The sequence below is a fragment of the Brevibacillus sp. SYP-B805 genome, assembly GCF_011059135.1.
Classification (GTDB): domain Bacteria; phylum Bacillota; class Bacilli; order Brevibacillales; family Brevibacillaceae; genus Brevibacillus_F.
The window spans coordinates 1-25,135 of the sequence record NZ_JAALGD010000010.1; the positions used below are offsets into that span (position 1 = coordinate 1).

The 25,135-nt window shown below is 53.4% G+C and carries 25 protein-coding genes; 23 read left to right on the forward strand and 2 right to left on the reverse strand.

The features are described from left to right. Positions 1–368: 368 nt before the first annotated feature. The 10 genes from mnmE (at position 369) to G3578_RS13045 (ending at position 11,449) form a co-directional block, all read left to right on the forward strand. Positions 369–1,745, forward strand: coding sequence for a tRNA uridine-5-carboxymethylaminomethyl(34) synthesis GTPase MnmE (gene mnmE, locus G3578_RS13000; protein ID WP_165213342.1), 1,377 nt, complete (start codon positions 369–371; stop codon positions 1,743–1,745). 11 nt (positions 1,746–1,756) lie between these two features. Then, positions 1,757–3,658: a tRNA uridine-5-carboxymethylaminomethyl(34) synthesis enzyme MnmG gene (gene mnmG, locus G3578_RS13005; protein WP_165213344.1), complete on the forward strand. Its 1,902-nt coding sequence runs from the start codon at positions 1,757–1,759 to the stop codon at positions 3,656–3,658. Positions 3,659–3,668: 10 nt separating this feature from the next. After that, positions 3,669–4,385 carry a 16S rRNA (guanine(527)-N(7))-methyltransferase RsmG gene (gene rsmG / locus G3578_RS13010; protein WP_165213346.1) on the forward strand — a complete coding sequence of 239 codons (717 nt, stop codon included), beginning with the start codon at positions 3,669–3,671 and terminating at the stop codon, positions 4,383–4,385. 138 nt (positions 4,386–4,523) lie between these two features. Then, on the forward strand, positions 4,524–5,060 hold the full coding sequence (locus tag G3578_RS13015; protein WP_165213532.1) for an MgtC/SapB family protein: 537 nt from the start codon (positions 4,524–4,526) through the stop codon (positions 5,058–5,060). Between the two features lie 194 nt (positions 5,061–5,254). Next, complete coding sequence (noc, locus tag G3578_RS13020) at positions 5,255–6,103, forward strand: nucleoid occlusion protein (RefSeq protein ID WP_165213348.1); 849 nt, start codon at positions 5,255–5,257, stop codon at positions 6,101–6,103. 698 nt (positions 6,104–6,801) lie between these two features. Beyond that, a complete protein-coding gene (locus tag G3578_RS13025; protein WP_165213350.1) occupies positions 6,802–7,560 on the forward strand; it encodes a ParA family protein in 759 nt (252 codons plus the stop codon). After that, a complete protein-coding gene (locus tag G3578_RS13030) occupies positions 7,557–8,399 on the forward strand; it encodes a ParB/RepB/Spo0J family partition protein (protein WP_165213352.1) in 843 nt (280 codons plus the stop codon). The genes G3578_RS13025 and G3578_RS13030 overlap by 4 nt, the downstream gene beginning before the upstream one ends. Positions 8,400–8,416: 17 nt before the next feature. Beyond that, positions 8,417–9,574, forward strand: coding sequence for an aminotransferase class V-fold PLP-dependent enzyme (locus G3578_RS13035; protein ID WP_165213354.1), 1,158 nt, complete (start codon positions 8,417–8,419; stop codon positions 9,572–9,574). Between the two features lie 29 nt (positions 9,575–9,603). After that, positions 9,604–10,323 (forward strand): DUF554 domain-containing protein, encoded by a 720-nt coding sequence (locus G3578_RS13040; protein WP_165213356.1) that lies wholly within the window; start codon positions 9,604–9,606, stop codon positions 10,321–10,323. A 220-nt stretch (positions 10,324–10,543) separates the two neighbouring features. Continuing rightward, a complete protein-coding gene (locus G3578_RS13045; protein ID WP_165213358.1) occupies positions 10,544–11,449 on the forward strand; it encodes a diacylglycerol/lipid kinase family protein in 906 nt (301 codons plus the stop codon). 304 nt (positions 11,450–11,753) lie between these two features. Here the strand turns inward: G3578_RS13045 and yyaC are convergent, their stop codons facing one another. Further along, a complete protein-coding gene (yyaC, locus tag G3578_RS13050) occupies positions 11,754–12,365 on the reverse strand; it encodes a spore protease YyaC (RefSeq protein ID WP_165213360.1) in 612 nt (203 codons plus the stop codon). A gap of 157 nt (positions 12,366–12,522) precedes the next feature. On the opposite strand from yyaC, the gene G3578_RS13055 reads away from it, so the two are divergent. The 4 genes from G3578_RS13055 to G3578_RS13070 all read left to right on the forward strand — a co-directional run bounded on the left by G3578_RS13055 (position 12,523) and on the right by G3578_RS13070 (position 15,143). Further along, positions 12,523–12,798 carry a putative Se/S carrier-like protein gene (locus G3578_RS13055; protein ID WP_165213362.1) on the forward strand — a complete coding sequence of 92 codons (276 nt, stop codon included), beginning with the start codon at positions 12,523–12,525 and terminating at the stop codon, positions 12,796–12,798. Between the two features lie 3 nt (positions 12,799–12,801). After that, the gene (locus G3578_RS13060; RefSeq protein ID WP_165213364.1) at positions 12,802–13,701 is read left to right on the forward strand and encodes a mechanosensitive ion channel family protein; all 900 of its coding nucleotides are present in this window, start codon (positions 12,802–12,804) and stop codon (positions 13,699–13,701) included. A 4-nt stretch (positions 13,702–13,705) separates the two neighbouring features. Beyond that, positions 13,706–13,924 (forward strand): DUF951 domain-containing protein, encoded by a 219-nt coding sequence (locus G3578_RS13065; protein ID WP_165213366.1) that lies wholly within the window; start codon positions 13,706–13,708, stop codon positions 13,922–13,924. Positions 13,925–14,060: 136 nt separating this feature from the next. Beyond that, the gene (locus G3578_RS13070) at positions 14,061–15,143 is read left to right on the forward strand and encodes an Ig-like domain-containing protein (RefSeq protein ID WP_165213368.1); all 1,083 of its coding nucleotides are present in this window, start codon (positions 14,061–14,063) and stop codon (positions 15,141–15,143) included. 113 nt (positions 15,144–15,256) lie between these two features. Here the strand turns inward: G3578_RS13070 and G3578_RS21180 are convergent, their stop codons facing one another. Further along, positions 15,257–15,346: a YjcZ family sporulation protein gene (locus G3578_RS21180; RefSeq protein WP_165213370.1), complete on the reverse strand. Its 90-nt coding sequence runs from the start codon at positions 15,344–15,346 to the stop codon at positions 15,257–15,259. Between the two features lie 345 nt (positions 15,347–15,691). On the opposite strand from G3578_RS21180, the gene pepF reads away from it, so the two are divergent. The 9 genes from pepF to dnaB all read left to right on the forward strand — a co-directional run bounded on the left by pepF (position 15,692) and on the right by dnaB (position 24,962). After that, positions 15,692–17,602 carry an oligoendopeptidase F gene (gene pepF, locus G3578_RS13080; RefSeq protein ID WP_165213372.1) on the forward strand — a complete coding sequence of 637 codons (1,911 nt, stop codon included), beginning with the start codon at positions 15,692–15,694 and terminating at the stop codon, positions 17,600–17,602. Positions 17,603–17,794: 192 nt separating this feature from the next. Then, positions 17,795–18,895, forward strand: a complete 1,101-nt coding sequence (gene ychF / locus G3578_RS13085) for a redox-regulated ATPase YchF (RefSeq protein ID WP_165213374.1) — start codon at positions 17,795–17,797, stop codon at positions 18,893–18,895. A gap of 139 nt (positions 18,896–19,034) precedes the next feature. Then, positions 19,035–19,322, forward strand: a complete 288-nt coding sequence (gene rpsF, locus G3578_RS13090; RefSeq protein WP_165213376.1) for a 30S ribosomal protein S6 — start codon at positions 19,035–19,037, stop codon at positions 19,320–19,322. Positions 19,323–19,351: 29 nt separating this feature from the next. Continuing rightward, positions 19,352–19,801 (forward strand): single-stranded DNA-binding protein, encoded by a 450-nt coding sequence (locus G3578_RS13095; RefSeq protein ID WP_165213378.1) that lies wholly within the window; start codon positions 19,352–19,354, stop codon positions 19,799–19,801. Between the two features lie 54 nt (positions 19,802–19,855). Further along, positions 19,856–20,086, forward strand: coding sequence for a 30S ribosomal protein S18 (rpsR, locus tag G3578_RS13100; RefSeq protein ID WP_165213380.1), 231 nt, complete (start codon positions 19,856–19,858; stop codon positions 20,084–20,086). Between the two features lie 96 nt (positions 20,087–20,182). Beyond that, the gene (locus tag G3578_RS13105) at positions 20,183–21,130 is read left to right on the forward strand and encodes a DUF2232 domain-containing protein (RefSeq protein WP_165213382.1); all 948 of its coding nucleotides are present in this window, start codon (positions 20,183–20,185) and stop codon (positions 21,128–21,130) included. 4 nt (positions 21,131–21,134) lie between these two features. Beyond that, positions 21,135–23,075, forward strand: a complete 1,941-nt coding sequence (locus G3578_RS13110; protein ID WP_165213384.1) for a DHH family phosphoesterase — start codon at positions 21,135–21,137, stop codon at positions 23,073–23,075. 68 nt (positions 23,076–23,143) lie between these two features. Further along, positions 23,144–23,587, forward strand: coding sequence for a 50S ribosomal protein L9 (rplI, locus tag G3578_RS13115; protein WP_165213386.1), 444 nt, complete (start codon positions 23,144–23,146; stop codon positions 23,585–23,587). A 25-nt stretch (positions 23,588–23,612) separates the two neighbouring features. Beyond that, entirely contained in the window at positions 23,613–24,962 is a 1,350-nt protein-coding gene (dnaB, locus tag G3578_RS13120) for a replicative DNA helicase (RefSeq protein ID WP_165213388.1), read from the forward strand. Positions 24,963–25,135 lie beyond the last annotated feature (173 nt).

The window sequence follows — 25,135 nt, forward strand, 5'->3', positions numbered from 1 at the left end:
GCCCCTTTAGGGGCCGGCCCGAGGCAACACGCGGTTGGCAGACTTTCAGCGCGCCTTTGAGGCGCTTGCTTGCAACATGCCCTTATAGGGCTAATGGAAGCCACCGGCTAAGCCGGTGGTTATGACTGGCGTTGTGGTCTGAAAGAGCAGCGGTACCATGGAACACCATTCAGGAAAAGAGTGTGATCCGCCCCCTGTTTTGACAGCGCGAAAACCGAACATACTGTGGATATTGACATAGTTGGCAACCTGTGCAGGCGGGTTGCTTTTTGTACGCTATCGGTTCTTTTTGACTTGGAATTGTGCTATGCTAGTAAGTTAGTATAAGTGAGTGGCGCGCTCCGTGAAAGGACATTGAGGTGAACGGAATGGAAATGGATACGATTGCAGCCGTCGCTACGCCCATGGGCGAGGGCGGGATTGCCGTTATCCGGGTGAGTGGATCATCATCCATTGAGATTGTGGATAAGATATATCGCGGAAAAAACAAGTTATCCACTGTGGATAGTCATACCATTCATTACGGTTTTTTGTTTGATCCACAGACGGGGGAACGCGTGGAAGAGGTTTTGGTCTCGGTGATGCGTGCACCGCGGACATTTACGCGCGAGGACGTCGTCGAAGTGAACTGCCACGGCGGGATCGTGTCGGTACAGCGGGTGCTGGAGCTGATTTTGGCCAACGGAGCCCGTCTGGCGGAACCCGGTGAGTTCACCAAGCGGGCGTTTCTCAACGGGCGGATCGATCTGTCGCAGGCAGAGGCGGTCATTGACCTGATCCGGGCCAAAACCGACCGGGCCATGAAGGTGGCGCTGGCGCAGGTGGAAGGAAAGCTGTCCAAGTTGGTTCGCGCGCTGCGGCAGAATCTGATTGAAGCGATGGCCCATATCGAAGTGACGCTGGACTATCCGGAACACGATGTGGAGGAGGTTACGCAAAACTTCCTGCGCACCAAGTGCGAAGAGGTAAAGGCGGAGATCGGCCGCCTGCTGCGGACGGCCAAGCAGGGGAAAATCCTGCGGGAAGGCTTATCCACCGCCATCGTCGGGAGGCCCAATGTGGGCAAATCCTCGCTGCTTAACAGCCTGGTGCAGGAAGAGAAGGCCATCGTGACGGATGTGGCCGGCACCACGCGGGATGTGATTGAGGAGTACGTCAATGTCCGGGGGGTTCCGCTGCGTTTGATCGATACGGCCGGCATCCGGGAAACCGAGGATATCGTGGAGCGGATCGGTGTGGAAAAATCCCGGCAGATCCTGCAGCAGGCCGATCTGATCCTGCTGGTTCTGAATTACAACGAACCGTTGCAGGAGGACGATTACCGCATCTTTGAAGCCATTGAGGGGATGCAGGTGATCGTCATTGTGAACAAATTTGATCTGCCGCAGCGGATTAATCTGGAGGAAGTGAAGAAGCATTTCCCCGGCCAGCCACTGGTGATGACTTCGGCCAAAGAGGAAAAAGGCATCGAGCTGTTGGAGCAGGCGATCAGCGACATCTTTTTCAGCGGCCGCGTGCAGCAGGAAGATCTCACCTATGTGAGCAACGCGCGCCATATTGAACTGCTGCGCTTGGCAGAGCAGGCCGTCAGCGATGCGATAGCGGCCATCGACATGCAGGTGCCTGTTGATATGGTGCAGATCGATATCAAAAAAGCGTGGGAACTGCTTGGAGAAGTGATCGGGGAAAGTGTCGGCGAGGATTTGATCGATCAGATCTTTTCCCAATTTTGTTTGGGGAAATAGGAGGGAAAACCATGAGTGTGGGATACGATGCCGGATCGTTTGACGTGATTGTCATCGGGGCCGGCCATGCAGGATGTGAAGCGGCCCTGGCCGCTGCCCGCATGGGGTGCAGCACGCTGCTGCTGACCATCAATCTGGATGCTGTCGCCTTTATGCCCTGCAATCCGTCTGTAGGAGGGCCGGCCAAAGGCCATGTCGTGCGGGAAATCGATGCGCTCGGCGGCGAGATGGGGAAAAATACGGATAAGACCCATATTCAAATGCGGATGTTGAACACCGGAAAAGGACCGGCTGTTCATGCCCTGCGGGCGCAGGCGGACAAATTTGCCTACCAACATGAAATGAAAAAAACCATCGAGAATACACCCAATCTGCTGCTGCGTCAAGGCATGGTGGATGAATTGATCGTCAACAACGGCGTCTGCGAAGGAGTGGTGACGCAGACGGGTGCGCGTTACAGGGCAAAAGCCGTCGTGCTGACGACAGGAACGTATCTGCGCGGCAAAATCATTCTGGGCGATCTGCAGTATGAGAGCGGTCCAAACAACATGCGTCCTTCTGTCAAACTGGCCTTGAACCTGAAGGAGCTTGGCTTCGAGATGGTTCGGTTCAAGACGGGGACGCCGCCGCGCGTGCACAAAGGCAGCATTGATTTTTCCAAAATGGAGATTCAGCCGGGAGATCCGGTGCCGCGCGCCTTTTCCTATGAAACCACGGAATTCATCATGGATCAGCTGCCATGCTGGTTGACGTACACCAATGAAGAGACGCATGAATTGATCAACGGCAATCTGCACCGGGCGCCGATGTATTCCGGCGTGATTGAAGGGACGGGACCGCGCTATTGTCCGTCCATCGAGGATAAGGTCGTGCGGTTTAGCGACAAGCCGCGCCATCAGGTGTTCCTTGAGCCGGAGGGCCGAAATACGGAAGAAATGTACGTGCAGGGGATGTCCACCAGCTTGCCGGAAGATGTGCAGTTGAGCATGCTCCGCTCGATGGCCGGGATGGAGAAGGTGGAGATGATGCGTCCCGGTTACGCCATCGAGTACGATGCGTTGGTACCCACGCAGCTTTGGCCGACGCTGGAGACCAAACTGATCGAAGGCCTGTTTACCGCGGGGCAGATCAATGGAACGTCCGGTTATGAAGAAGCGGCCGGTCAAGGCCTGATGGCCGGCATCAACGCCGCCCGCAAGGTTCAGGGCAAACCTCCCGTCATCCTGCGGCGGGATCAAGCGTATATCGGCGTCTTGATCGATGATCTGGTCACGAAAGGAACCAATGAACCGTACCGGCTACTGACCTCGCGCGCGGAGTACCGGCTTCTGCTGCGGCACGATAATGCCGATCTGCGCTTGACCGATATCGGCTATGAGATCGGGTTGATCAGCAAGGAGAGGTATGCCCGTTTCTGTGAAAAACGGGAGCGCATCGCGCGGGAAAAAGAGCGGATCGAGAACACCCGGGTGCGTCCGGACAATCCGGAGGTGCAGGCTGTTTTGCGGGAAGCGGGAACACCGGAGCTTACCGAAGTGACCTCCCTCGATCAACTGCTGCGCCGGCCTGAATTGACGTATGCGCATATCCAGCGGATCGCACCGGCGCCGGAACCGATTCCGGAAGATGTGGCGGAGCAGGTGGAGATTCAGATCAAGTACGATGGCTACATCCGCAAGTCGCTGCAGCAGGTGGAGCGGATGAAGAAGGTGGAAGAGCGGAAAATTCCAGCCGATATCGATTACCACCAGATCACCGGCATGTCCAAGGAAGCCCGGGAGAAGATGAGCAAGATTCGACCGCTCAACATCGGGCAGGCTTCCCGGATCTCCGGTGTCAATCCGGCCGACATCTCGGTATTGATGGTTTATCTTGAGCAATATCACCGTGTTCTGGCCAATACGGCGGAGTAAGGAGCGTCACATGGATAAGGAGCAGTTTGCCGAATCGCTTGCGGCTCAGGGAATTGTGCTGACGGCTGAGCAGCGTGATCAATTTGACCGGTACTTTCGTCTGCTGGTCGAATGGAACGAAAAGATGAATTTGACCGCCATCACGGAAGAGGGACAGGTGTATACCAAGCACTTTTATGACTCGATTACACCTGCGTTTTACTTCTCTTTTGCCGATGTTGCCTCGGTAGCCGATATCGGGGGAGGAGCAGGTTTTCCAAGCATTCCGTTAAAAATCTGCTTTCCCCATTTGCAGATGACGATCATCGATTCGCTGAACAAACGGATGACGTTTCTGGAACATGTGAGCAAAGAGCTGGGCTTGACTGGGGTGAGACCGCTGCACGGGCGGGCGGAGGATATGGGGCAGCAGGCCGGTTTGCGGGAGTCCTTTGATGTCGTCATCGCCCGGGCTGTCGCCCGGCTCAACGTGTTGGCGGAGTACTGCATCCCGTTTGCCCGGGTGGGCGGCCATTTTATCGCGATGAAAGGGGCCGACATATCACCTGAGCTGAATGAAGCCAAAAAAGCGATAAAAACATTGGGCGGGAAAACCAGCAAGGTGGAGAGCTTTCAACTGATGGAGGAAGCTGGGGAGCGCAACATTGTCATCATTGCCAAAACGGAGGCAACACCGAAAGCCTATCCCAGAAAAGCGGGCACTCCCGCAAAGAAACCGCTCATGTAACCCTTGCATAATTAGAGAAATAGGGCTGTGGCTGATGCTATAGCCCTCGTTTTCATGCGGGTACCTTTCTGTTATTTGCCCTTGTACCGACAGCTTTTCTTTTTCAATACGACTAACGGAGAGGATGAAGGAGCAGTGATGACGTTTTTTCCACCTGAGCTGCCGACGATTTTGCTGCGATTGTTTCTCGCTTTTGTTGCAGGCGCGATCATGGGGCTGGAGCGCGAGCGTTATTTTAAAGATGTGATGAGACAAAAAGGGGCAGGTTTTCGGACATACAGCCTGGTGTGTTTCGGTTCCTGCCTGTTTGGTCTGGCTTCCATCTACGGTTTTTCATCCAGCGGCGCCAATTCGGATCCCGGGCGTGTTGCCGCTCAGGTCGTTACCGGCATGGGCTTTTTGGGAGCCGGTGCGATCATCAAATCGAACGGAGAGGTGAAGGGGTTGACCACAGCAGCCGGGATGTGGGTGGCCTCTGCGATCGGCTTGCTTTTCAGTGCAGGCATGTACATCACTGCGATTGCTGCCGCTTTGTTTACGTATGTCGCGCTTGATTTCCACCGGTTGTTTCCCCATCTTTTCAATTTTGCCAAAGAAGCTGCCGATGAAGTGGACAGGGTACAGGAAACAGAGACGGAGGGGGCCCAAAACGCCTCTCCAAACGACAAGGCGTAAGTGTTTCACGTGAAACATTGCGGGGGATGGAATGCGTATTTCGCTACATTTTTGAGCAGGAATTACGGCGGATGATGCAGAATACCTTCATCTGGCCGAAGATAGCGACAGCGCTGTCAGGCAGCCGCGCGTGTATGTCAAGCTTGGCGCCAGCAATGTTTTCACGTGTAATGTTTGGAAGCGGGGGATCAGGTATGTCTGTAAGGGATCAGTTTTCGCGTATGTTGGGTTTTACCGACAAGACGGATAGCGAAGAGATAAGGCAAATACCTGTCGATCAGATTGTGCCCAACCCCTATCAACCTCGAACGGTGTTCGATGACGAGAAAATAGAAGAGCTCTGCCAAACCATTCGGACCCATGGGTTGATCCAGCCAATTGTGGTACGGATGCGCAACAACCAATATGAGTTGATCGCCGGGGAACGGCGCCTGCGCGCTTCCAAAAAATTGGGGATGGAGCGCATCCCGGCGATCGTCAAGGAGTTCAACGACACGCAGACCGCTTCCATCGCGCTGATAGAGAACCTGCAGCGCGAGGGGCTCACGGCCATCGAAGAGGCGGTCGCTTATCAAAAGTTGATCGACCTGCACAATCTGACGCAGGAGAGCTTGGCACAACGTTTGGGAAAAGGACAATCTACGATCGCCAATAAATTGCGACTGCTTCATCTGCCGCAGCAGGTGCAGGATGCGTTAATGAGCCGTACCATTACGGAACGCCACGCGCGGGCGCTGATTCCATTGAAAGAGGCGGACATCCAGTTGAGGGTGCTCCAGGAAATCATTGAGCGTGAATGGAACGTCAAGCAGACCGAGGCGCGTGTCAAACAGCTTCTGGAAGCAGAAGAGAAAAAGAAGGTAGAAAAAGAGAGCAAGCCGAAGTGGAAAGCTTTCTCCCGGGATGCGCGGATTGCCATCAATACCGTGCGCCAATCCATCGATATGGTGCTGAAAACGGGATTGCCGGTAGAAACGAATGAGGAAGATCACGAAGAGTATTATCAATTCACCATTCGCATTCCCAAACGGCGCGATAAGTAATATGGAATCATTCTCGAAGGCGCGGAATAACAAGCCGCTTCAGACTGATGATAAACTTCTGTTAGCGTCATGGCGTGATGGGGCCAAGCGAGCTCCTTTGACGACCGACGCAGCGAAGAAACGAAGACGCGGGAGCACAGGGGGCGATAGTCTCACATCCCCGAAAACATCCAGATGTTGAGCCCCCTGCCCGCGTCGCGTTGCGGAGCGGACACGTACACCTTCTTCGCGGGTCGTCAAGAGAGCGAGCAGGAACCATCATCCATGATAGGACCGATATTGTCTGCACACTGCCGCGGCATAACAAGCCGCTTTTCTTCGGTCGCCGGGGATCCGGGTGCTTTTTCATGTTTAAAAACCATGCCGTTTAGATGCTTGCAGATAGGGTTTTGGTTCCCTCCCGACGATGGTGTCAGCATGCCGTAGGGTGGGTTTTCTTTGCCCGTGCATCGACCTGAGCAGGGGAGATGGAAAAAGTTACATCCGAATTCCGTCATTTTTTCCATCTTTCCTTCTACTTTTTTACAGCCTCATGCGCTACAATAGGGTTACATTAAGAACGGACATCCATTCAAGTTCGACGAATGCGGGCGTCTCTTTTGGCGCCGTGTTCCTTTCACATGATAGGATAGAACCTTCTGCTGGGCGATAGCGGTTTACAAGGTTTTCGTAAAGAACGTTTAAATGAGGTGGAGAAGTTGGGGAAAATCATAGCGGTCGCCAATCAGAAAGGTGGCGTAGGAAAAACGACGACATCCGTTAATTTGAGTGCGTGTCTCGCCACGTTGGGCAAACAGGTATTGTTGGTTGACATCGATCCGCAGGGGAACGCGACGAGCGGGATCGGGATCAACAAAGCGGACGTGCGTTACTGCATCTATGATGTATTGATCAATGACGTGAGTCCGTTAGAAGCAACATTGCCGACCGAGATTGATGGATTGAAGATTATTCCTGCCACCATCCAGTTGGCAGGAGCCGAAATAGAGCTTGTCCCAACCATCTCGAGGGAAGTTCGCTTGAAAAAGGCATTGGAAGTGGTAAAAGACAAGTACGACTATATTATCATCGACTGTCCGCCATCGCTGGGCATCCTGACGGTCAATTCACTGACCGCTGCCGATTCGGTCCTGATTCCCATTCAGTGCGAATACTATGCGCTGGAGGGATTGAGCCAACTCCTCAACACGATCAGGTTGGTACAGAAACACCTCAACTCCCAGCTAACGATAGAGGGAGTCGTGCTGACCATGCTCGATGCGCGCACCAACCTGGGCATTCAGGTGATTGAAGAGGTGAAAAAATACTTTCAGGATAAAGTGTATCGGACAATTATCCCGCGAAATGTACGCTTGAGTGAAGCACCTTCGCATGGACAGGCAATCATCACGTATGACCCGCGTTCGAGAGGAGCGGAGGTATATACTGATTTGGCGAAGGAAGTGGTAGGGATATGAGCAGAGGCTTGGGGAAGGGGCTTGGTGCCCTGATTTCTTCCAATCTGGGGGAAGAAGGGGACCAGGTTGCGGAAATCTTGATCAACGAGATCCGTCCCAATCCGTATCAACCACGCAAAGAGTTTGCGCCGGAAGCGATCGCCGAGCTGGCGGAATCGATTAAAGAGCACGGCATCATCCAGCCGCTGATCGTCCGCAAAAGCATTAAAGGTTATGAACTGGTGGCGGGGGAACGCCGCCTGCGGGCTGCCAAGGAAGCGGGTCTCAAAAAAGTTCCGGTTGTCGTTAAGCCCTATACCGACCAACAATTGATGGAGATCGCGCTCATTGAAAACCTGCAGCGTGAAAATCTGAACCCGATTGAAGAAGCGGAAGCCTATGAGAAGTTGATCAACCATTATTCGTATACCCAGGAAGAATTGGCCAAGAAAATCGGGAAAAGCAGGCCGCATGTAACCAATATTCTTCGCTTGCTGCAATTGCCGGCCGCGCTGAGGGAACTGGTGGCTTCCTCCGCTTTGTCCATGGGACACGCGCGGGCATTGCTTCCGATTGAAAATGAGAAACAGCAGCTGCAGCTGGCCAATGATGTGGTGAAAAAAGGGCTCAGCGTCCGCCAGTTGGAAGAGCTGGTCAAAGGACTCAATGTTTCACGTGAAACAAAGAAGAAAAAAGCGCTCAAAAAAGAGTCGGCCATTATTCAGATGGAAGAGCGGCTGCGCTCGAGACTGGGTACATCGGTACGGATTCACAAAGGCGCCAAAAAAGGGAAAATTGAGATTGAGTTTTACTCGAGCGATGATTTGCAGCGGCTGTTGGATATTTTGCATGTTGAATGAAGAAACGGGAGGAAGACATGCGAATCGTTTACCTTGACAATGCAGCTTCGTCCTGGCCGAAACCGCCTGGGGTAAAAGAGGCGATGATGGAAGCGATCGACGCATACGCAGCCAATCCGGGCAGAGGGGGCCATGCCCTTGCGATGAAAGCGAGCAAAACCGTCTTTCGGGCACGGATGCAGGTAGCGCGGTTGTTTGGGATTAAAAACCCGAATGACCTCTTTTTTTATCTGAATGCGACCCAGGCGCTTAACCAGGCCATCAAAGGATTTGTGCAAAAAGGCGATCATGTGGTCACCTCTTCGATTGAACACAACTCCGTCCGGCGGCCGCTGGAATATTTGCGCCGAACCAAGCAGGTTGAGATTACGTATGTGGAGCCGCGGGAAGACGGGCTGTTCTATGCCGAGGATTTTGCCGCCGCGATCCGTCCCGATACGCGATTGGTGGTGGTCAGCCATGCTTCCAATTTGACGGGACTCATCCTGCCGATCAAAGAGATCGGGGCAGCAGCCAAGGAAAGAGGAGCGGTTTTTCTTGTGGATGCTTCCCAAACAGCGGGAATCCTGCCGATCGATGTGGAGGCGATGAACATCGACATGCTGGCATTCCCTGGGCACAAGGGTTTGTATGGTCCGCAGGGGACAGGCGGACTCTATGTACGGCATGACCTTGATCTGGAGCCATTGATCCATGGCGGAACGGGAAGCCAATCGGAAGCCGTCGATCAGCCGTCGGCAAGGCCGGATCGCTTCGAGAGCGGAACGGTCAATACGGTTGGGCTGGCAGGCTTGTTGGCAGGCGTAACGTTTGTCATGGAAAAAGGGGTGGCGCAGATCCATGCTCACGAGTGGGCATTGACCAAAAAGGCGATTCTGTCGCTGCGAGAGCTTGCCGGCGTCGAAGTGTATGGGCCGGGCGTGGAGGTGGAGAGGGTCGGCGTCGTTTCTTTCAATATTGCCGGCGTGGATGCCTCGGAAGTCTCTTTCATCCTGGATCAACAATACGGCATTGCCACACGTGCCGGTTATCACTGCACCCCGCTCGGACACCGGACGGCCGGCACGGAAGCCCGGGGAGCTGTTCGCGCAAGCTTTGGCATTTTTAATACCGAAGAGGACGTGGAACTGCTTGTCCAAGCAGTGGATGAGATTGGGGCCGCATTCCGCGTATAAAAAAGAGACAGGCAGAGGAGAGAAAAAACTTGATCTTGCTAGGAACGATTGTAAATGCCGCAGCCATCCTGATCGGATCAATCATCGGCAAGCTGTTGTCAGGCATTCCGGCCGGAATGAGGCAAACGGTCATGCAAGGCATTGGACTGGCAGTGATTGTATTGGGATTAACCATGAGCTTCGAAACCAAAAACATTTTGCTGGTGATCGTCAGCATCGTAGTGGGGTCCATCCTGGGTGAATTGATGCGGGTAGAGGATCGGCTGAATCAGGCGGGGGCCTGGCTGGAGAAAAAAGTGGGCGGCAGCAAGGATGGAAGCATTGCTACCGGTTTTGTGACGGCGACTCTAGTATACTGCATCGGCGCCATGGCGGTGTTGGGTTCGATGGACAGCGGGCTTCGAAACAATCATGATATTCTGTATACCAAAGCGATGCTGGACGGATTTTCGGCCATTATTTTTACCTCAACCTTAGGGATAGGCGTGGCGTTTTCCGCGCTGCCTGTCTTTCTTTACCAAGGTTCAATTGCCCTGTTATCGACACAGATCAATCATCTGATCAGCAAAACGATGTTGGATTCGATCCTTGTGGAAGTGACGGCGGTAGGCGGACTCATGATTGTGGCGATTGGGATCAATATTTTGGAGCTGCGCAAAATAAACGTGGCCAATATGCTGCCCGCACTGGTGGTTGCGGCGGCAGGGGTTCCGATTGAGCACTGGCTGGCAGGTCTGTTCGGCAGGTAAGAAGAGAGTGGAGTGGGGCAGCACCGCTTTACAGCTCCCATGAATAATGAGCATCCCTTCACACGTTTGGCAGTGAAACGGGGTGCTTTTCGTTTTGGAAGAAGCCATGCGCGGGAACTCTTTTGGGAAAGCCTCTCATTTTTTTGTTGCAGCCGCCTTTCTGCATGGGATAATGAAAGGGATAGAGATGACGGATTTATCGGGCGAGAGGAGAACAGGAATGATTGGGTTCATCGTCAATCCCGTTTCCGGCAACGGACGCGGTGCAAAGGTTTGGCAGGCGATCGAGGAAAGATTGAAAGAGCGCCAGGTTTCTTACCTGGTGAAGATGACCGGAGAGCGCGGTGAAGCAGAGCGGTTGGCCGCGGAGATTGTCAGGCAGAATGGAATAACATTGGTGGTCGCGGTAGGAGGCGACGGTACGGTCCATGAAGTGGTGAACGGGCTGGTTCAGGCGAACACAGCATGCATGTTCAGTCATATTCCAACCGGTTCGGGCAACGATTTTTCCCGCGCGTACAACCTCTCCCTTGACCCGCAGCAGGCGATGGAGACCGTCCTGGCCCATGCATCCACCAAAGTGATCGATCTGTTGCAAATCAATCATCGCATCGCGGTCAATGCAATAGGGGCGGGGTTTGACGGGCAGGTAGCCAAAACCACGAATGAAGCCGGGTACAAGAAGTTCTTTAACCGGATCAAACTTGGGCCATTTGCGTATATCCTGTCGGTTATTCGCGTGCTGTTTTCCTATCAGCCGAGCGATGTTACGCTGGAAGTGGACGGCACGGCTCACCGGTTGTCCAACGTCTGGCTCATTGCGATTGCCAACATCCCCAACTATGGCGGGGGCATGATGATTTGTCCGCAGGCGGTTCCGGATGACGGCATTGCGGAGGTGTGTGTGGTGAGCAATATCAGCCGGCTCTCCCTGCTGACGACTTTTCCGAAGATATTTACCGGTGCGCATGTGACCCATCCGGCGGTTCGTTTTTATCGGGGAAAGCGCATCACCGTCAGCAGCGTGAGAACGCTGGTCGTGCACGCGGACGGCGAGGTGGTTGCAAAGACTCCCATCACCGTAGAGGTTGTCCCGAAAAAGCAGCGGATTGTTGTCAACGAGTAAGAGACTTCCCACCCGGAAAGTCTCAGTGTGCAGACAAAGTCGGTTGATCATGGGGAATGGTTCCTGCTCGCTCTCTTGACGACCCGCGAGGAAGTGGGCCGTGTCCGCTCCGAAACGCGACGCGGGCAGGGGGCTCAACATCTGGGCGTCTCAGCGAAGTGAGACTCACGCCCCCTGGGACCCCGCGTCTTTGTTTCTCCGCTGAGTCGGTCGTCAAAGGAGCTCGCCTGGCCCCATTACTCCATGCCCCAAACAGAAGTTTGTCATCAGTCTGAGACTTCCCACCCGGAAAGTCTCTTTTCTTCTATCCCTCATGGGCCATCCCCCCAAGGGTAACATTGTCCCAGGAAAGATAGAGCGCGCTGTCGTGTATCGCGGAAGCAATCACTTCTGCCATCTGCATCACAATATGAAGGCGGGTGTTCTGCAAGACGAAATACTCCATGAAGCCGCCGACATTGACGATGCCGGTGATATGAAAGGTGCCGACTGCGGGAAGCTCCTTTTTCACGCCGGCGCCCGGTTTGAGAGGGCCATCAATCACATTGATGGATCCGACATTGCTGAATTGCCCAAGACACGCGTCGATGGCGATGATCAGAGGATCTTGATGGAGTCGGGTTATGTTGTCGATTTGATCAACCAGATTCATGGCATGGACGGGAGATTCCAGGGTGCCGTATACATGGTACCGATCCGTGTGAAGAGATTGCAGCTTGGTTCCAACCAGAGGGCCGAGGGCGTCACCGGTTGACCGGTCCGTACCGATGCACAGGATGACAATCTCCTGATGGGACGGACGCATGCGCAAACGATCCGCAAGGTGGCGGGCCAAGAGATCGATGGCATTCGCTTGCTTGTATTCCACTTTAAAGGGCGGGGGGGAGTCGTCCAACCGATTGTTCAACAGATTCATCGCAACCTCCCAAGGATGGAAAAGTATTCACAGTGTATGCCGAAAAGAGACAACTTATACCCGGTTATGAGAACGTTGACACATTTTTGAAAAATCGTCGTAGCTGGCGTCCTCAGCCTCCAACGGGTAAAATGAAGAAGGGGAAGGAGGGGGAGAAGTGAACGGCAGCACCGTTTTGATAGCGTTTGACTCCACGCAGCAGGCACTGCGGGCGGAAATGCTTCTGGAGTACGCCGACATCGACATTGACACCAGACCGACCCCGAAAGAGATTACGGCAGGATGCGCCTTATCCATCGAGTTCCCGTTCACGGATTACCAACTGGCCCGCGAAGTGATCGAGAGCCAACAGGTGGCGATAAGAGGGTACTTCCGCAAGTTTTCCGCGCTATACGAGGAAATAGACGAAACCGGAGAACGAAAGGAGAGGTAGCGTTTGACTTCGCAGCAAGTGACTTGGTATAACACGTTGTACCGGAGAATCCTCGACTATGTAACGAATGAGCAGCTTTGGATCAATATCGGTCTGGCGCTCGTCAAGATTATCGCGATCATCATTGCCGCAAAAGTTGTGGTTTCATTGACGCATGCTTTCGTGAACCGCATCTTTCAGAACCGGGAAGGAAGCCGGATCCAATTTGAACGTCGGCGTGTTGACACCCTGCGCGTCCTGATCAACAATGTGACAACATACATCATCTACTTTTTGGCCATATTGATGGTGCTGAAACAGCTGGGCTTTGACCTGCAGCCGGTGCTGGTCAGCGCCGGCGTTGTCGGCCTTGCCGTGGGGTTTGGGGCACAGAGCCTGGTACGCGACGTCATCACGGGCTTTTTTATTATCTTTGAGGATCAGTTCGCGGTGGGGGACGTGGTTACCATCAATAACTTTAACGGAACCGTCCAGGAGATCGGCTTGCGGGTCACCCGGATCCGCAGCTGGACGGGAGAGGTCCATATCATTCCCAATGGCAGCATCAAACAAGTGACCAACTTTTCCGTTCAAAACACGATGGCGGTGGTCGATGTCTCCGTCGCTTATGAAGAGGATTTGGAGTACGTGGAGAAAGTGATTGCCGAAGTGGCCAAGCAGCTCAAGCAGGAAACGGAAGAGATCGTGGGTGACCCGCAAGTGCTGGGCGTACAGGCATTTGGCCCGTCCGACGTCATCATCCGGGTAGTCGCCGAATGCAAACCGAATACCCATTATGCGGTAGCCCGCAAGCTGCGCGCCATGATCAAAAGGGAATTCGACGCCAGAGGAATCGAGATTCCGTATCCGAAGACGGTGACGGTGACCATGCCTTCCGATAAAGCAAGATTACGGGGAGAGTAGGGAGATGGAACGCAAAACATTTGCTTTGGGCGATATCGTACAGATGAAAAAACCGCATCCGTGCGGGACCAACGCCTGGAAGGTCATCCGCATGGGGGCTGACATCCGGATCAAATGCACGGGCTGCGATCACAGCGTGTTGATCCCGCGGCTCGAGTTTGAACGAAAAATGAAAAAAGTGCTGGTACAGGCGCATCCGGAAAATCAGGATCAGCAAGGATAAGAAAAATATTTGAGCACCATTCTTTTCTTTTTCTATAATCCGCATGAAAAGAATTTGTGGATTAGAAGGGGGAAGCGTGGTGTTCAATTTTTGTCGGAGTCGGATCAATGGTTGGCTCGCAGCATGGGGAACGGCAGTGATTTTGGTTTTGATTGCAGCGGTGTCGGCCGGTGCGGAGGATCGAACGCCGCCAGCCATACGGGTGCTGCCGGCGGACGGTGCGGACGATGTCCGGGTTGACAGCCAGATGACGGTCACGTTCAGCGAAGCTGTCAAACTGGGGAACGGTGCCGCAATCTCTTCGCGCAATGCGGGATCGCTGTTTGTCTTTACACAACTGGATAACAATCAAAGTGTGGAAGTGAGTGTGAGCTGGAGCCAATCCCAAAAAAGGCTGACGATCAAGCCGAAGAAGCCGCTGGCATTTGGGGGGACCTATCAGTTCAAGATACCGGCCGGCAAGGTGATCGACCGGGCGGGAAACGGGAATCAGGCCGTACTGGTCATGTTCAGGACGGAAGAAGCGGGACCGCCGCTTGGAGTAAGCGTTCAACCGACACATGGGGAGACGGATGTACCAGTGGACAGCCTGATCCGTCTGACGTTCAACAAGCCGGTGACCAGAGCCAACAAGACGGAGATCACCAACGATGCGATCGCCAACATCATCAAAATAAACGACAGCAAGGGAAGACGGGTCGACTTCATCGGAAGCTGGGATGCCGACCGCCGGATGATCACCCTGGACCCGGTGGGAAATCTGAACGGTGGAACGACTTATACGGTGACGCTCCTGGAGAACAAGATCATGGATCGACAAGGTGTCAAAAACCCGTTGGTCATCAGCAATTTTACGACCAGACCCGCGCTTGACACAATTGCGCCAGTGGCTACCATCAATCCCGCCCACGGCAGCAGCAATGTTTCGCTTTCCCCCAAGATCACCCTGCAGTTTGCCGAAGATATCCTCCTGCCTGACGGGACGCCCTTGTCGAGCAAGGCGGTAAAAGGGATGATCCTTTTCTTTGACGAGAAGGGGGCACAAATCGATTATTCCGCCACCTGGAACAAAAGCAAGCGTACCATGACGCTCAAGGTGAAGGGAAGGTTGCAAAATTATACCACGTATACCTTGATTCTGCCCGCCGGCTGTGTAAAGGATCTGGCAGGCAATGTCAACAAGCAGGCAGCAGTTACGTTTACGACCGGCAACCGCTAAGCGGAAGACGAAAGAAAAAAAGGATGCAGCCGTGCGCTGGCATCCTTTTTTTGCGGAGAGGTTTTCAATGACGGAAGGATCGGACCCGCCATTTGCTAATGTCGCCGAATCAATTAGTTTTCGGCAGCACCAACGATCACGAGGAGAATGAATAGTACCAGTATCAACGCAAAATCGTCGAAATCGCCATGGAACAGACCCACTGATAAACACCTCCTAGCGTAGTTTCATTACCTATGCTATGTAGGCGTGAAAGAGGAGGTATGGGCTTCCGTCCAGTTTTGTGAAAATAAATTATTCACAGAAAATCCACAGAAAATGTGAATAACTGCAGTGGACAGCTGGGGATTTTTCCGGGCTCAAGCATGTTTCAGTGGATAACTGATTCTTTACCCACAAAGTTATTCACACAGGGGATATTTGTAGAAAATTTTTGATCGAATATTTGAAATTTTATCTTTATTAAGGAGGGATTTTGGACAGCGGATATAATACCTAGCTTTACGGGCACGCTAATTACCAAAAGAAAGAAAAATGGGGGGCACAATGTGAAGAAACGCGTATGTACTGCCGTGACAGCGGCGACCGTGGTGTTTTCGCTTCTATCCACACCGTTCATGCCGTACAGTACACAAATGCTTTATGCCGCGGAGCGGGCACCTGTCTTCAAATCGCGGGCGGAAATCCCAGACCAGTACAAATGGAAACTGGAACACATCTACGCGAATCGGGCGGCATGGGAAGCCGATGTGAAAAAAGTGGAGAAGATGGCCAATGTCTTTCCCAAGCATCAGGGAAAACTGGCTGGCTCCGTGTCCGCCTTGAAGCAAGCATTGGATGATTATGTGGCCATGATGCGCATACACGACAAGGTCTATGTATATGCGAACATGTCGCTGGACGTCAATTCATCCAATCCGGCTTTGCAGGAGCTGGCGGACGGCGCGGAAAAGCTGAACACGCTGGTGTTGGAGAAGACGGCCTGGCTGACTCCCGAGATCGTAGCGATTCCGGACGGCCGGATGAAAGAGTTCCTGGCCTCACCGGAACTGGCGGAGTATAAGCAGTTCCTGGAGAACATGGTGCGGACGAAGCCGCATGCGCTCTCAAAAGAGCGGGAAGAGCTGTTGGCGCAATCCTCCGCATTGGCCGGTTCGCCCGGCAATATCTATAATATGCTTGCCAAAGACATCAAGTTTCCGACGATAAAGGATGAGAACGGAAAGGAAGTACAGTTAACAAGGGCCAACTTCGTCGCATACATGGAGAGCAAGGACCGCCGGGTGGGCCAGGCGGCGTTTGAGGCGTACTATCAAACACTGGAGAAGTTCCAGGATACGTTTGCCCAAACGTTTGCCGCAAAAGTGAAAGCGGACAACTTCTACGCCAAGGCCCGCCATTATCAATCGGCGCTGGAAGCGAGCCTGATCCCGAACAATATCCCGGTGAAGGTGTATGACGAACTGCTCGAAACCGTAAACAAGAACCTGCCGCTGCTCCACCGTTATATGGCATTGAAGAAGAAAATGCTCGGCGTCAAGGAACTGCATATGTATGATATTTATACGCCGATTGTCCCGTCCGATACGCGGTACATCCCCTTTGAAGAAGGCAAAAAGATCGTGGAGAACGGTCTGCAGATGATGGGGGAAGATTACGTCAAGGCGTTGGATGAAGGCTTTCATGGCGGGTGGGTGGATGTCTACTCCACCGACGATAAACGCTCGGGCGCTTATCAATGGGGCGCGTATGACACGCATCCGTACGTTCTTTTCAACTACCAGGGAACCCTTGACGATGTATTCACCATCGCACATGAGATGGGACACGCCATGCAATCCTACTATACCAACAGGAAACAGCCGTACATTGCCTCCAACTACCCGACATTTACGGCCGAAGTGGCATCCACGATGAATGAAACGCTGCTGTTCAAGAGCATGTACGCCAATGCCAAGACCAAACAGGAAAAAATGTATCTGCTCAATCATTACCTGGAGAACTTCCGGACCACCTTGTTCCGTCAGGCCCAGTTCGCAGAGTTTGAACGGGCGATTCATGAGAAGGAACAGGCAGGTGAGTCACTCAATGCGGAAGCCCTCAAGAAACTTTATTTCGATATCAATCAAAAATATTACGGCGACACGATCATCTCCGACAAGGAAATCGCGATGGAATGGGCCCGCATTCCGCACTTCATGAACTACCAATATTACGTGTATCAATATGCCACCAGCTTTGCTGCGTCGCAGGCTCTGGCAAAACAGGTGATGGAGGAAGGAAAGCCTGCCGTCGACCGGATCAAAACGAACTTCCTCGAAGCGGGCAGCTCCGCGCCGCCGATTGAGGTGTTGAAAGCGGCGGGCGTTGACATGTCTACGGCAAAACCGATTGAGGACGCCATGAAGATCTTTGAAGAGTCTTTGACCGAGCTGGAAAAGCTGGTGAACGAGAAATAACCGCGAGTCAGCAGCGCAGGCCTCCTGTCATTCAGAAAGGAGGTTGCTATTTTTTTGACAAGGTTGCTGTCTTTCGCAATGATAGAAGACAAGGGAAGCGATGCGTGCCGACCGCGGATCGTTGTCAGATGCGCTGCAAATCTATATACTAGAAAAGATGTTGATAATTTGGCATACAAGGAGTGTATATAGATGGGAGCATCATGTGGCATCGTAGGGTTGCCCAATGTGGGGAAATCCACCTTGTTTAACGCGATCACGCAGGCAGGGGCGGAGTCGGCCAACTATCCGTTCTGCACCATCGATCCCAACGTGGGGATCGTGGAGGTGCCGGATCCGCGGCTACAGAAGCTGACCGAGATCGTGCAGCCCAACAAAGTGGTGCCGACCGCGTTCGAATTCGTGGATATCGCCGGCCTGGTAAAAGGGGCGAGCAAAGGGGAAGGGCTTGGCAATCAGTTTCTCGGACACATTCGCGAGGTAGATGCGATCGCTCATGTTGTCCGCTGCTTCGAGGATGAAAACATCACCCACGTTTCCGGGAAAGTGGATCCGCTGAGCGATATCGAAACGATCAATCTCGAGCTGATCTTTGCCGACCTGGAATCGGTGGAGCGCCGAATCGAGCGCATCGGCCGCAAGGTGAAGGCTGGCGACAAGGAAGCCAAGCTGGAGCTCGATGTACTCGAGCGGTTGAAGGCAGCGTTCGAGGCCGGACAGCCCGCCCGCAGCGTGGAAATGGACGAGGAAGAACGCAAAATCATCCGCGACCTGCATCTGCTGACGATCAAGCCGGTTCTGTATGTCTGCAACGTTGCGGAGGACGGCATTCACAACGCGGATGACAACCCGCACGTACAGGCCGTTCGCAAGCATGCTGCCGAAGAGGGAGCAGAGGTGGTTGTCATCAGCGCCAAGGTGGAGGCGGAAATTGCCGAGCTGGACGGGGAAGACAAAGCGATGTTCCTGGAAGAGCTGGGTCTTCGGGAATCCGGGCTCGACCGCTTGATCCGCGCCGCTTACAACCTGCTTGGTTTGATCACCTACTTCACTGCGGGCGTGCAGGAGGTGCGCGCCTGGACGATCCGCAAAGGCACGAAGGCGCCGCAAGCAGCTGGCGTGATCCACAGCGATTTCGAGCGCGGTTTCATCCGGGCCGAAGTGGTGTCATACGATGATCTGGTGGAAGCCGGGTCGGTAAGCGCCGCCCGTGACAAGGGGAAATACCGTCTGGAAGGCAAAGAGTATGTGGTCCAGGACGGAGATGTCATGCATTTCCGGTTCAATGTCTAGGAATATACCTTGCTCCGGGTGTCTCCTTTTGTTATAATACCGAAATGCGAGTATTTATGGGGTGCATGTATCACAGCATTTCAGCAGCACTCGCTCCTTGCCCATCAGGGCCGTTTAGTCCATAAGGAGGTGAACAGGTATGCGTCAATACGAAGTTATGTACGTGTTGCGCCCAGACCTTGAAGAAGAGAAAGTGAAAGCGACCATTGCCCGTTACAGCGATGTCGTGACTAGCTTCGGCGGTGAAATCACCAAGCTTCAAGAAATGGGGAAACGTCGTCTTGCGTATGAGATCAAAAAGTTCCGTGAAGGTTTCTACGTGTTGATGAACTTCAAAGCGAATGCGGAGGCAGTGGCTGAAGCTGAGCGACTCATGAAAATCAATGACGACGTTATTCGCTTCTTGTTTGTAAGAGAAGACAAGTAATCGTCGTCTCGGGCAGAGGGGGACCCAAGATGAATCGTGTCATTCTCATCGGCAACCTGACAAGAGATCCGGAGTTGCGTTATACGCCAAATGGTACGGCCGTTACCACTTTTACTCTGGCGGTCAATCGTCCGCGTACGAATCAGGCAGGCGAAAGAGAAGCCGACTTCATTAACATTGTTGCATGGCAGAAGCTGGCCGACCTGTGTGCAACCTATCTGCGCAAAGGCAGACAAGCTGCTGTGGAAGGTCGCTTGCAGACCAGATCCTATGACAACAAAGAAGGCAAAAAGGTATACGTAACGGAAGTCGTGGCAGAAAACGTACAGTTCTTGGGTTCAAGATCCGGAGAAGGTGGCGGGTACGATCCTGGATTCGGAGGCGCGAAGCCGGGACGAGATGACAGCGATCCATTTGGTGATCCTTTTGCCGACGCCGGCAAGCCGATCAATATTTCGGATGATGACTTGCCGTTTTAATGAGGAAGTTTCCATCGTGTGGATCTTTCATATTCCTGAAAAGGAGGGACTCTCATGTCACGCAAAGGACGTCCGAACAAGCGCCGTAAAGTGTGCTTCTTCACGGTAAACAAGATCAAAAAAATTGACTATAAAGATGTCGATCTGCTGAAGAAGTTTATCAGTGAGCGCGGCAAAATCCTGCCTCGTCGTGTAACAGGCACATCCGCGAAGTATCAGCGCATGCTGACCGTCGCGATCAAGCGCGCTCGTCAAGTAGCACTGCTGCCTTACACGGCTGAATAAGGAATGGAATAGGGAAAGAGGGGCACAATTACGTGACCCTCTTTTTCATAACGTCAGAAGGGTACCTTTTCATTTGTAAGAGAGGAGCAGCCATTCATGTCAACTCGGAAAAGACAACTGGCCGAAAGTGCATGGATGCTGGGAACAGCTTCCCTCCTGTACTTCCTGGGCACACATACGCCGGTAAGTGTCTTCGCTTTGCTCTGTGTTCCCGTTCCGTTTGCCGTCTTCGGAATGAAGCGCTCGCTGCGAGAGATGACCGTCATGGGACTTGTTCTTTCGATGATCGGCTTTCTGCTGAACGGGCCATCTGGCGGTTTGCTCGCGTTTCTGGCGGCCATGCTTGGCTCTGTCATGGGTGTTCTTTATGAACGGAGGAGAAGCGCGCTGGCAGGGATTACGGGTGGAGCCGGCATCGTGTTTTTGTCATATGTGCTATTCCTGGCGGTAATGACGTTTGTCTTACATATCAACATTCCGGCTGTCTTTGATCACATGAAACAGGAGCTGATCAATGAAGCCGGGGTCCTTCCCATCCCTGCCATTATGACGGAGCAGGAATGGAAGGAACAGGTAGAGTGGCAGTTCCGTCTGATGGAGGCCATCATTCCCACCTTTCTGGTGCTTTCCAGCTTTGCAACCAGCGGACTTGTACACGGGTTGAACCGGCTGGTCGGCAAGATCCTGCGCCGACCCATACCGAAGCTGATCCCCATGCGCGAGTGGAGCTTTCCTCCTTCCCTGCTGTATTATTATTTCGGGTCGCTGCTGATTTTGCTCTTGTCCGGTGATGTATGGGAGCAATCCTTCTGGGGCAAGGCCCTGCTCAACGTGAATGTGATGCTGAACATCATTTTGGGAGTGCAGGGGCTGAGCTTCTGCCTGTTCGCCATCCATTTGAAACGATGGAGAATACTGGCTCCCGCGCTTGTTGTCTCTCTATTTATTTTTCCGGTTTTAACTTATATACTTAGTTTACTAGGCATATTTGACCTGGGGATAGGGCTGCGCAAGAAACTGGAAACAAGAGTGAAGAGGGGCTGAGGAAATGCCCAAGTTTCTTTTGAAGCGATGGTACGGGCTGCACATGGTCTTAGCTCTCAGCTTTAGCTTGTTGCTGTTAGCGATCTTGACATTATATCACTGGCTGTACGGGGCGATCGGCATCGTTTGTTTGATCGGCTTGGTCCTGTATGTGCTGCAGGCGGAAAAAGGTTTCCAGGGGGATCTCCGCCTCTATCTGGCAACGATCAGCCATCGAGTCAAAAAAGCAGGTGAAAGCGTTATCCAGGAGATGCCCATCGGGATTCTTTTGTATAACGATGACAAAATCATCGAGTGGACAAATCCGTTTATGCAAAAGGTGACCGGCGAAGAGATGCTGGTGGGGAAAAATCTTACCGATGTCCTGCCGGGGCTCGCCATCAAACCGGAGCAAAAACGACTCGAATTCACTCACAATGAACGTGTTTACGAAGTGCTCGTCCGTGCCGAAGAGCGCTTGCTTTACTTTAAGGATATCACCGAATTTAAAGAGCTGTCACTTCGGTATCATCGGGAAAAATCGGTGCTGGCCATTATCCACCTTGACAACCTGGACGAAGTGGGACAGGTGATGGATGAGCAGAGCCGTACGCTTTTATCCACAAGCGTGTCCGGCGTGATCAACGACTGGGCGCAGAAGCATGGAATCTATTTGCGAAGATTTTCGGCGGATAAATTTCTGGCGCTGCTGGATCGTGAGACGCTGGAAAAGCTGGAGGAGAGCCGTTTTGATATTCTGGACGTCGTGCGGGAAATGACCGCAGACAACAAGATCCCCATCACCCTCAGCATCGGGGTGGGGGCGGGGGTCTCTTCTTACATTGAACTGGGGCAGATGGCCCAATCCAGCCTGGATATCGCCCTCGGCCGCGGCGGGGACCAGGCGGCGGTAAAAGTAGGCAACAAGCTGACCTTCTACGGCGGCAAGTCGAACGCGGTGGAGAAGCGCACCCGCGTGCGGGCACGCGTGATCTCCCATGCGCTGCGCGATTTGATCCATGAAGCGGAGCACGTCATCGTCATGGGGCACAAGCAGCCGGACATGGATGCCATCGGGGCTGCCCTCGGCGTTTGGAAAGCTGTTCAACTGCACAACAAGACAGGGTATGTCGTGCTGGATGATGTAAACCCGTCGGTTGAGCGGCTCATGAAAGAACTGTACGCACACGAGGAGCTGGCTGAAGCGTTCATCACACCGGAACAGGCTATCCGGCTCACATCCGGACGCACGCTCCTGGTGATCGTTGACACGCACAGGCCGTCGCTCGTCATTGAGCCGCGCCTGTTGGACGAAACGAGCCGGATTGTCGTCATCGACCATCACCGCCGCTCCGAAGAGTTTATCGAAGATCCCGTTCTGATTTATCTCGAGCCCTATGCTTCCTCCACCTCTGAGCTGGTAACCGAACTGCTGCAATACCAGAGCGACCGGATCCAACTGGACAGCCTGATCGCCACGGCTCTTCTGGCCGGGATTGTGGTGGATACCAAGAGCTTCGCGTTCCGGACCGGTTCCAGGACGTTCGAAGCCGCATCGTTTTTGCGGCGCAACGGCGCAGATACGGCTACCGTTCAGCGCTTTCTCAAGGAGGATCTGGGGCAGTTTATTAAACGGGCGCGCATCGTGATGAATACAGAAGTGTATCGCGATTCCATGGCGATTGCGGTGGGCGACTCCCGTGAGGAATACACGCAAGTGCAGGTGGCGCAAGCGGCCGAACTGTTGCTGACGCTGTCAGGCATTCAGGCATCGTTTGTCCTGGCGCGGCGCTCGGATGATACGGTGCTGATCAGCGCCCGCTCGCTTGGCGATATCAACGTCCAGGCGATCATGGAGCAATTGGGCGGCGGCGGCCATCTCACCGGAGCCGCTACGCAAATGGAGAATATCTCCTTGAAAGACGCGGTGCGTCGACTGAAGGAAGCGATCGACGCAGTGTCGTGAGAGCCTGCGGGCCCTCCGAAAACGGTGAATCGCGATGCGGAGACGCCAGAATGAAGGAGGAAGAAAAGATGAAAGTGATCTTTTTGCAGGACGTCAAAGGACAAGGCAAAAAAGGAGAAATCAAAGACCTGTCGGAAGGGTATGCGCGCAACTACCTGATCCCCAGGGGGCTTGCGAAAGAAGCGACCGAAGGAAACATCAGAGATCTGGATGCCAAAAAGCGGAGCGAAGCAAAGCGCAAGGAACAGGAGAAGCTGGAAGCGCAGCAGCTCGCTGTCAAAATAAATGAAATCACCGTCAAGGTTAAAGGAAAAGCCGGCGAGGGCGGGCGCTTGTTTGGCGCCGTCTCCAGCAAGCAGGTGATTCAAGCGCTGGAAGAGCAGCACAACATCAAGCTGGACAAACGGAAGCTGGAGATGGATGCCATCCGCTCGCTGGGCTACACCAATGTAAAAGTGAAGCTGCACAACGAAGTGACGGCGACGCTGAAAGTTCATGTAGTCGAGGAGTAATCTTGCTGTAAATGAGGGGTGTGACGTGAGCGACCTGTTTTTGGACCGTGTGCCACCACAAAACAACGAAGCGGAACAATCCGTACTTGGTGCCGTGTTCCTGTCGAAGGAAGCTCTCATCACGGCCATGGAGATTTTACGGCCGGAAGACTTCTACAAGACCGCTCACCAGCGTATTTTCAAAACCATGCTGGATTTGTACGAAAAAGGGGAACCGGTGGATCTGGTGACCGTCACCGCAGAACTTCAGGATCATAAGCTGCTGGACGAGGTTGGCGGGGTTCCCTATTTGACGGCATTGGCAGGGTCGGTTCCGACCGCGGCCAATGTGGAATACTACGCGCGGATCGTCGAGGAGAAGTCGCTGCTGCGCCGTTTGATTCTGACCGCAACGAAGATCGCCAATGATGGCTACACCCGGGAGGATGATGTCGGCGAAATCATCGCTGACGCCGAGAGATACATCATGGAGATCGCCCAAAACCGCAACAGCGGCGGGTTTATCCCGATTCGGGACGTTCTCCTGGAAACATACGAGCGCATCGAGTTCTTAAGCCAGCGGCGCGGGGATGTGACCGGCATTCCGTCCGGGTATCCCGATTTGGACAAGATGACGTCCGGCTTCCAGCGCAGCGATCTGATCATTCTGGCTGCCCGTCCTTCCGTGGGGAAGACGGCGTTTGCCCTGAACGTAGCCCAGAATGTAGCCGCACGTGCAGGAGAAACCGTCGCCATCTTTTCCCTGGAGATGGCTGCATCGCAGCTGGTGCAGCGGATGATCTGCGCGGAAGGCAATCTGGACGCTTCCAAGTTGCGGACTGGCTGGCTGGAAGAGGATGATTGGCAGAAGCTGACCATGGCCATCGGGACGTTGGCCAAGGCGCCCATCTATATTGATGATACGCCCGGCGTGACCGTGCAGGACATTCGCGCCAAATGCAGAAGATTGCAGGCAGAACGCGGACTTGGCCTGGTTTTGATCGACTATCTGCAGCTGATCCACGGCAGAGGGAAAGGGGATAACCGGCAGCAGGAAGTATCGGAAATCTCCCGGAATCTGAAGGGAATCGCCCGCGAGCTGAACGTGCCGGTCATTGCCCTGTCCCAGTTGAGCCGTTCGGTGGAGCAGCGGCAGGACAAGCGTCCGATGATGTCCGACATCCGCGAATCCGGGTCGATCGAGCAGGACGCGGACATTGTGGCTTTTCTTTACCGCGACGACTATTACAACAAGGAAACGGAAAACAAGAACGTCATCGAGGTCATTATCGCCAAGCAGCGGAATGGCCCGACCGGCACCGTCGAGCTGGCGTTTCTGAAGGAATACAACAAGTTCGTCAGCCTTGACCCGCGTTTCAGGGATGCCGCAGGTTAAGCCCAAAGCGGATAATTAAAGGGAATGCCGATGATTGTCAGGCATTTCCTTTTTTTGTGGATGAATAACGAACAAATCTTTTGTCGGATAGTACAATCGTTCGTATTTTCGTTGACATACGATATATGGTTTAGTACACTTAGATTGTTTCTTGCCCAGAATGGAAATGATTA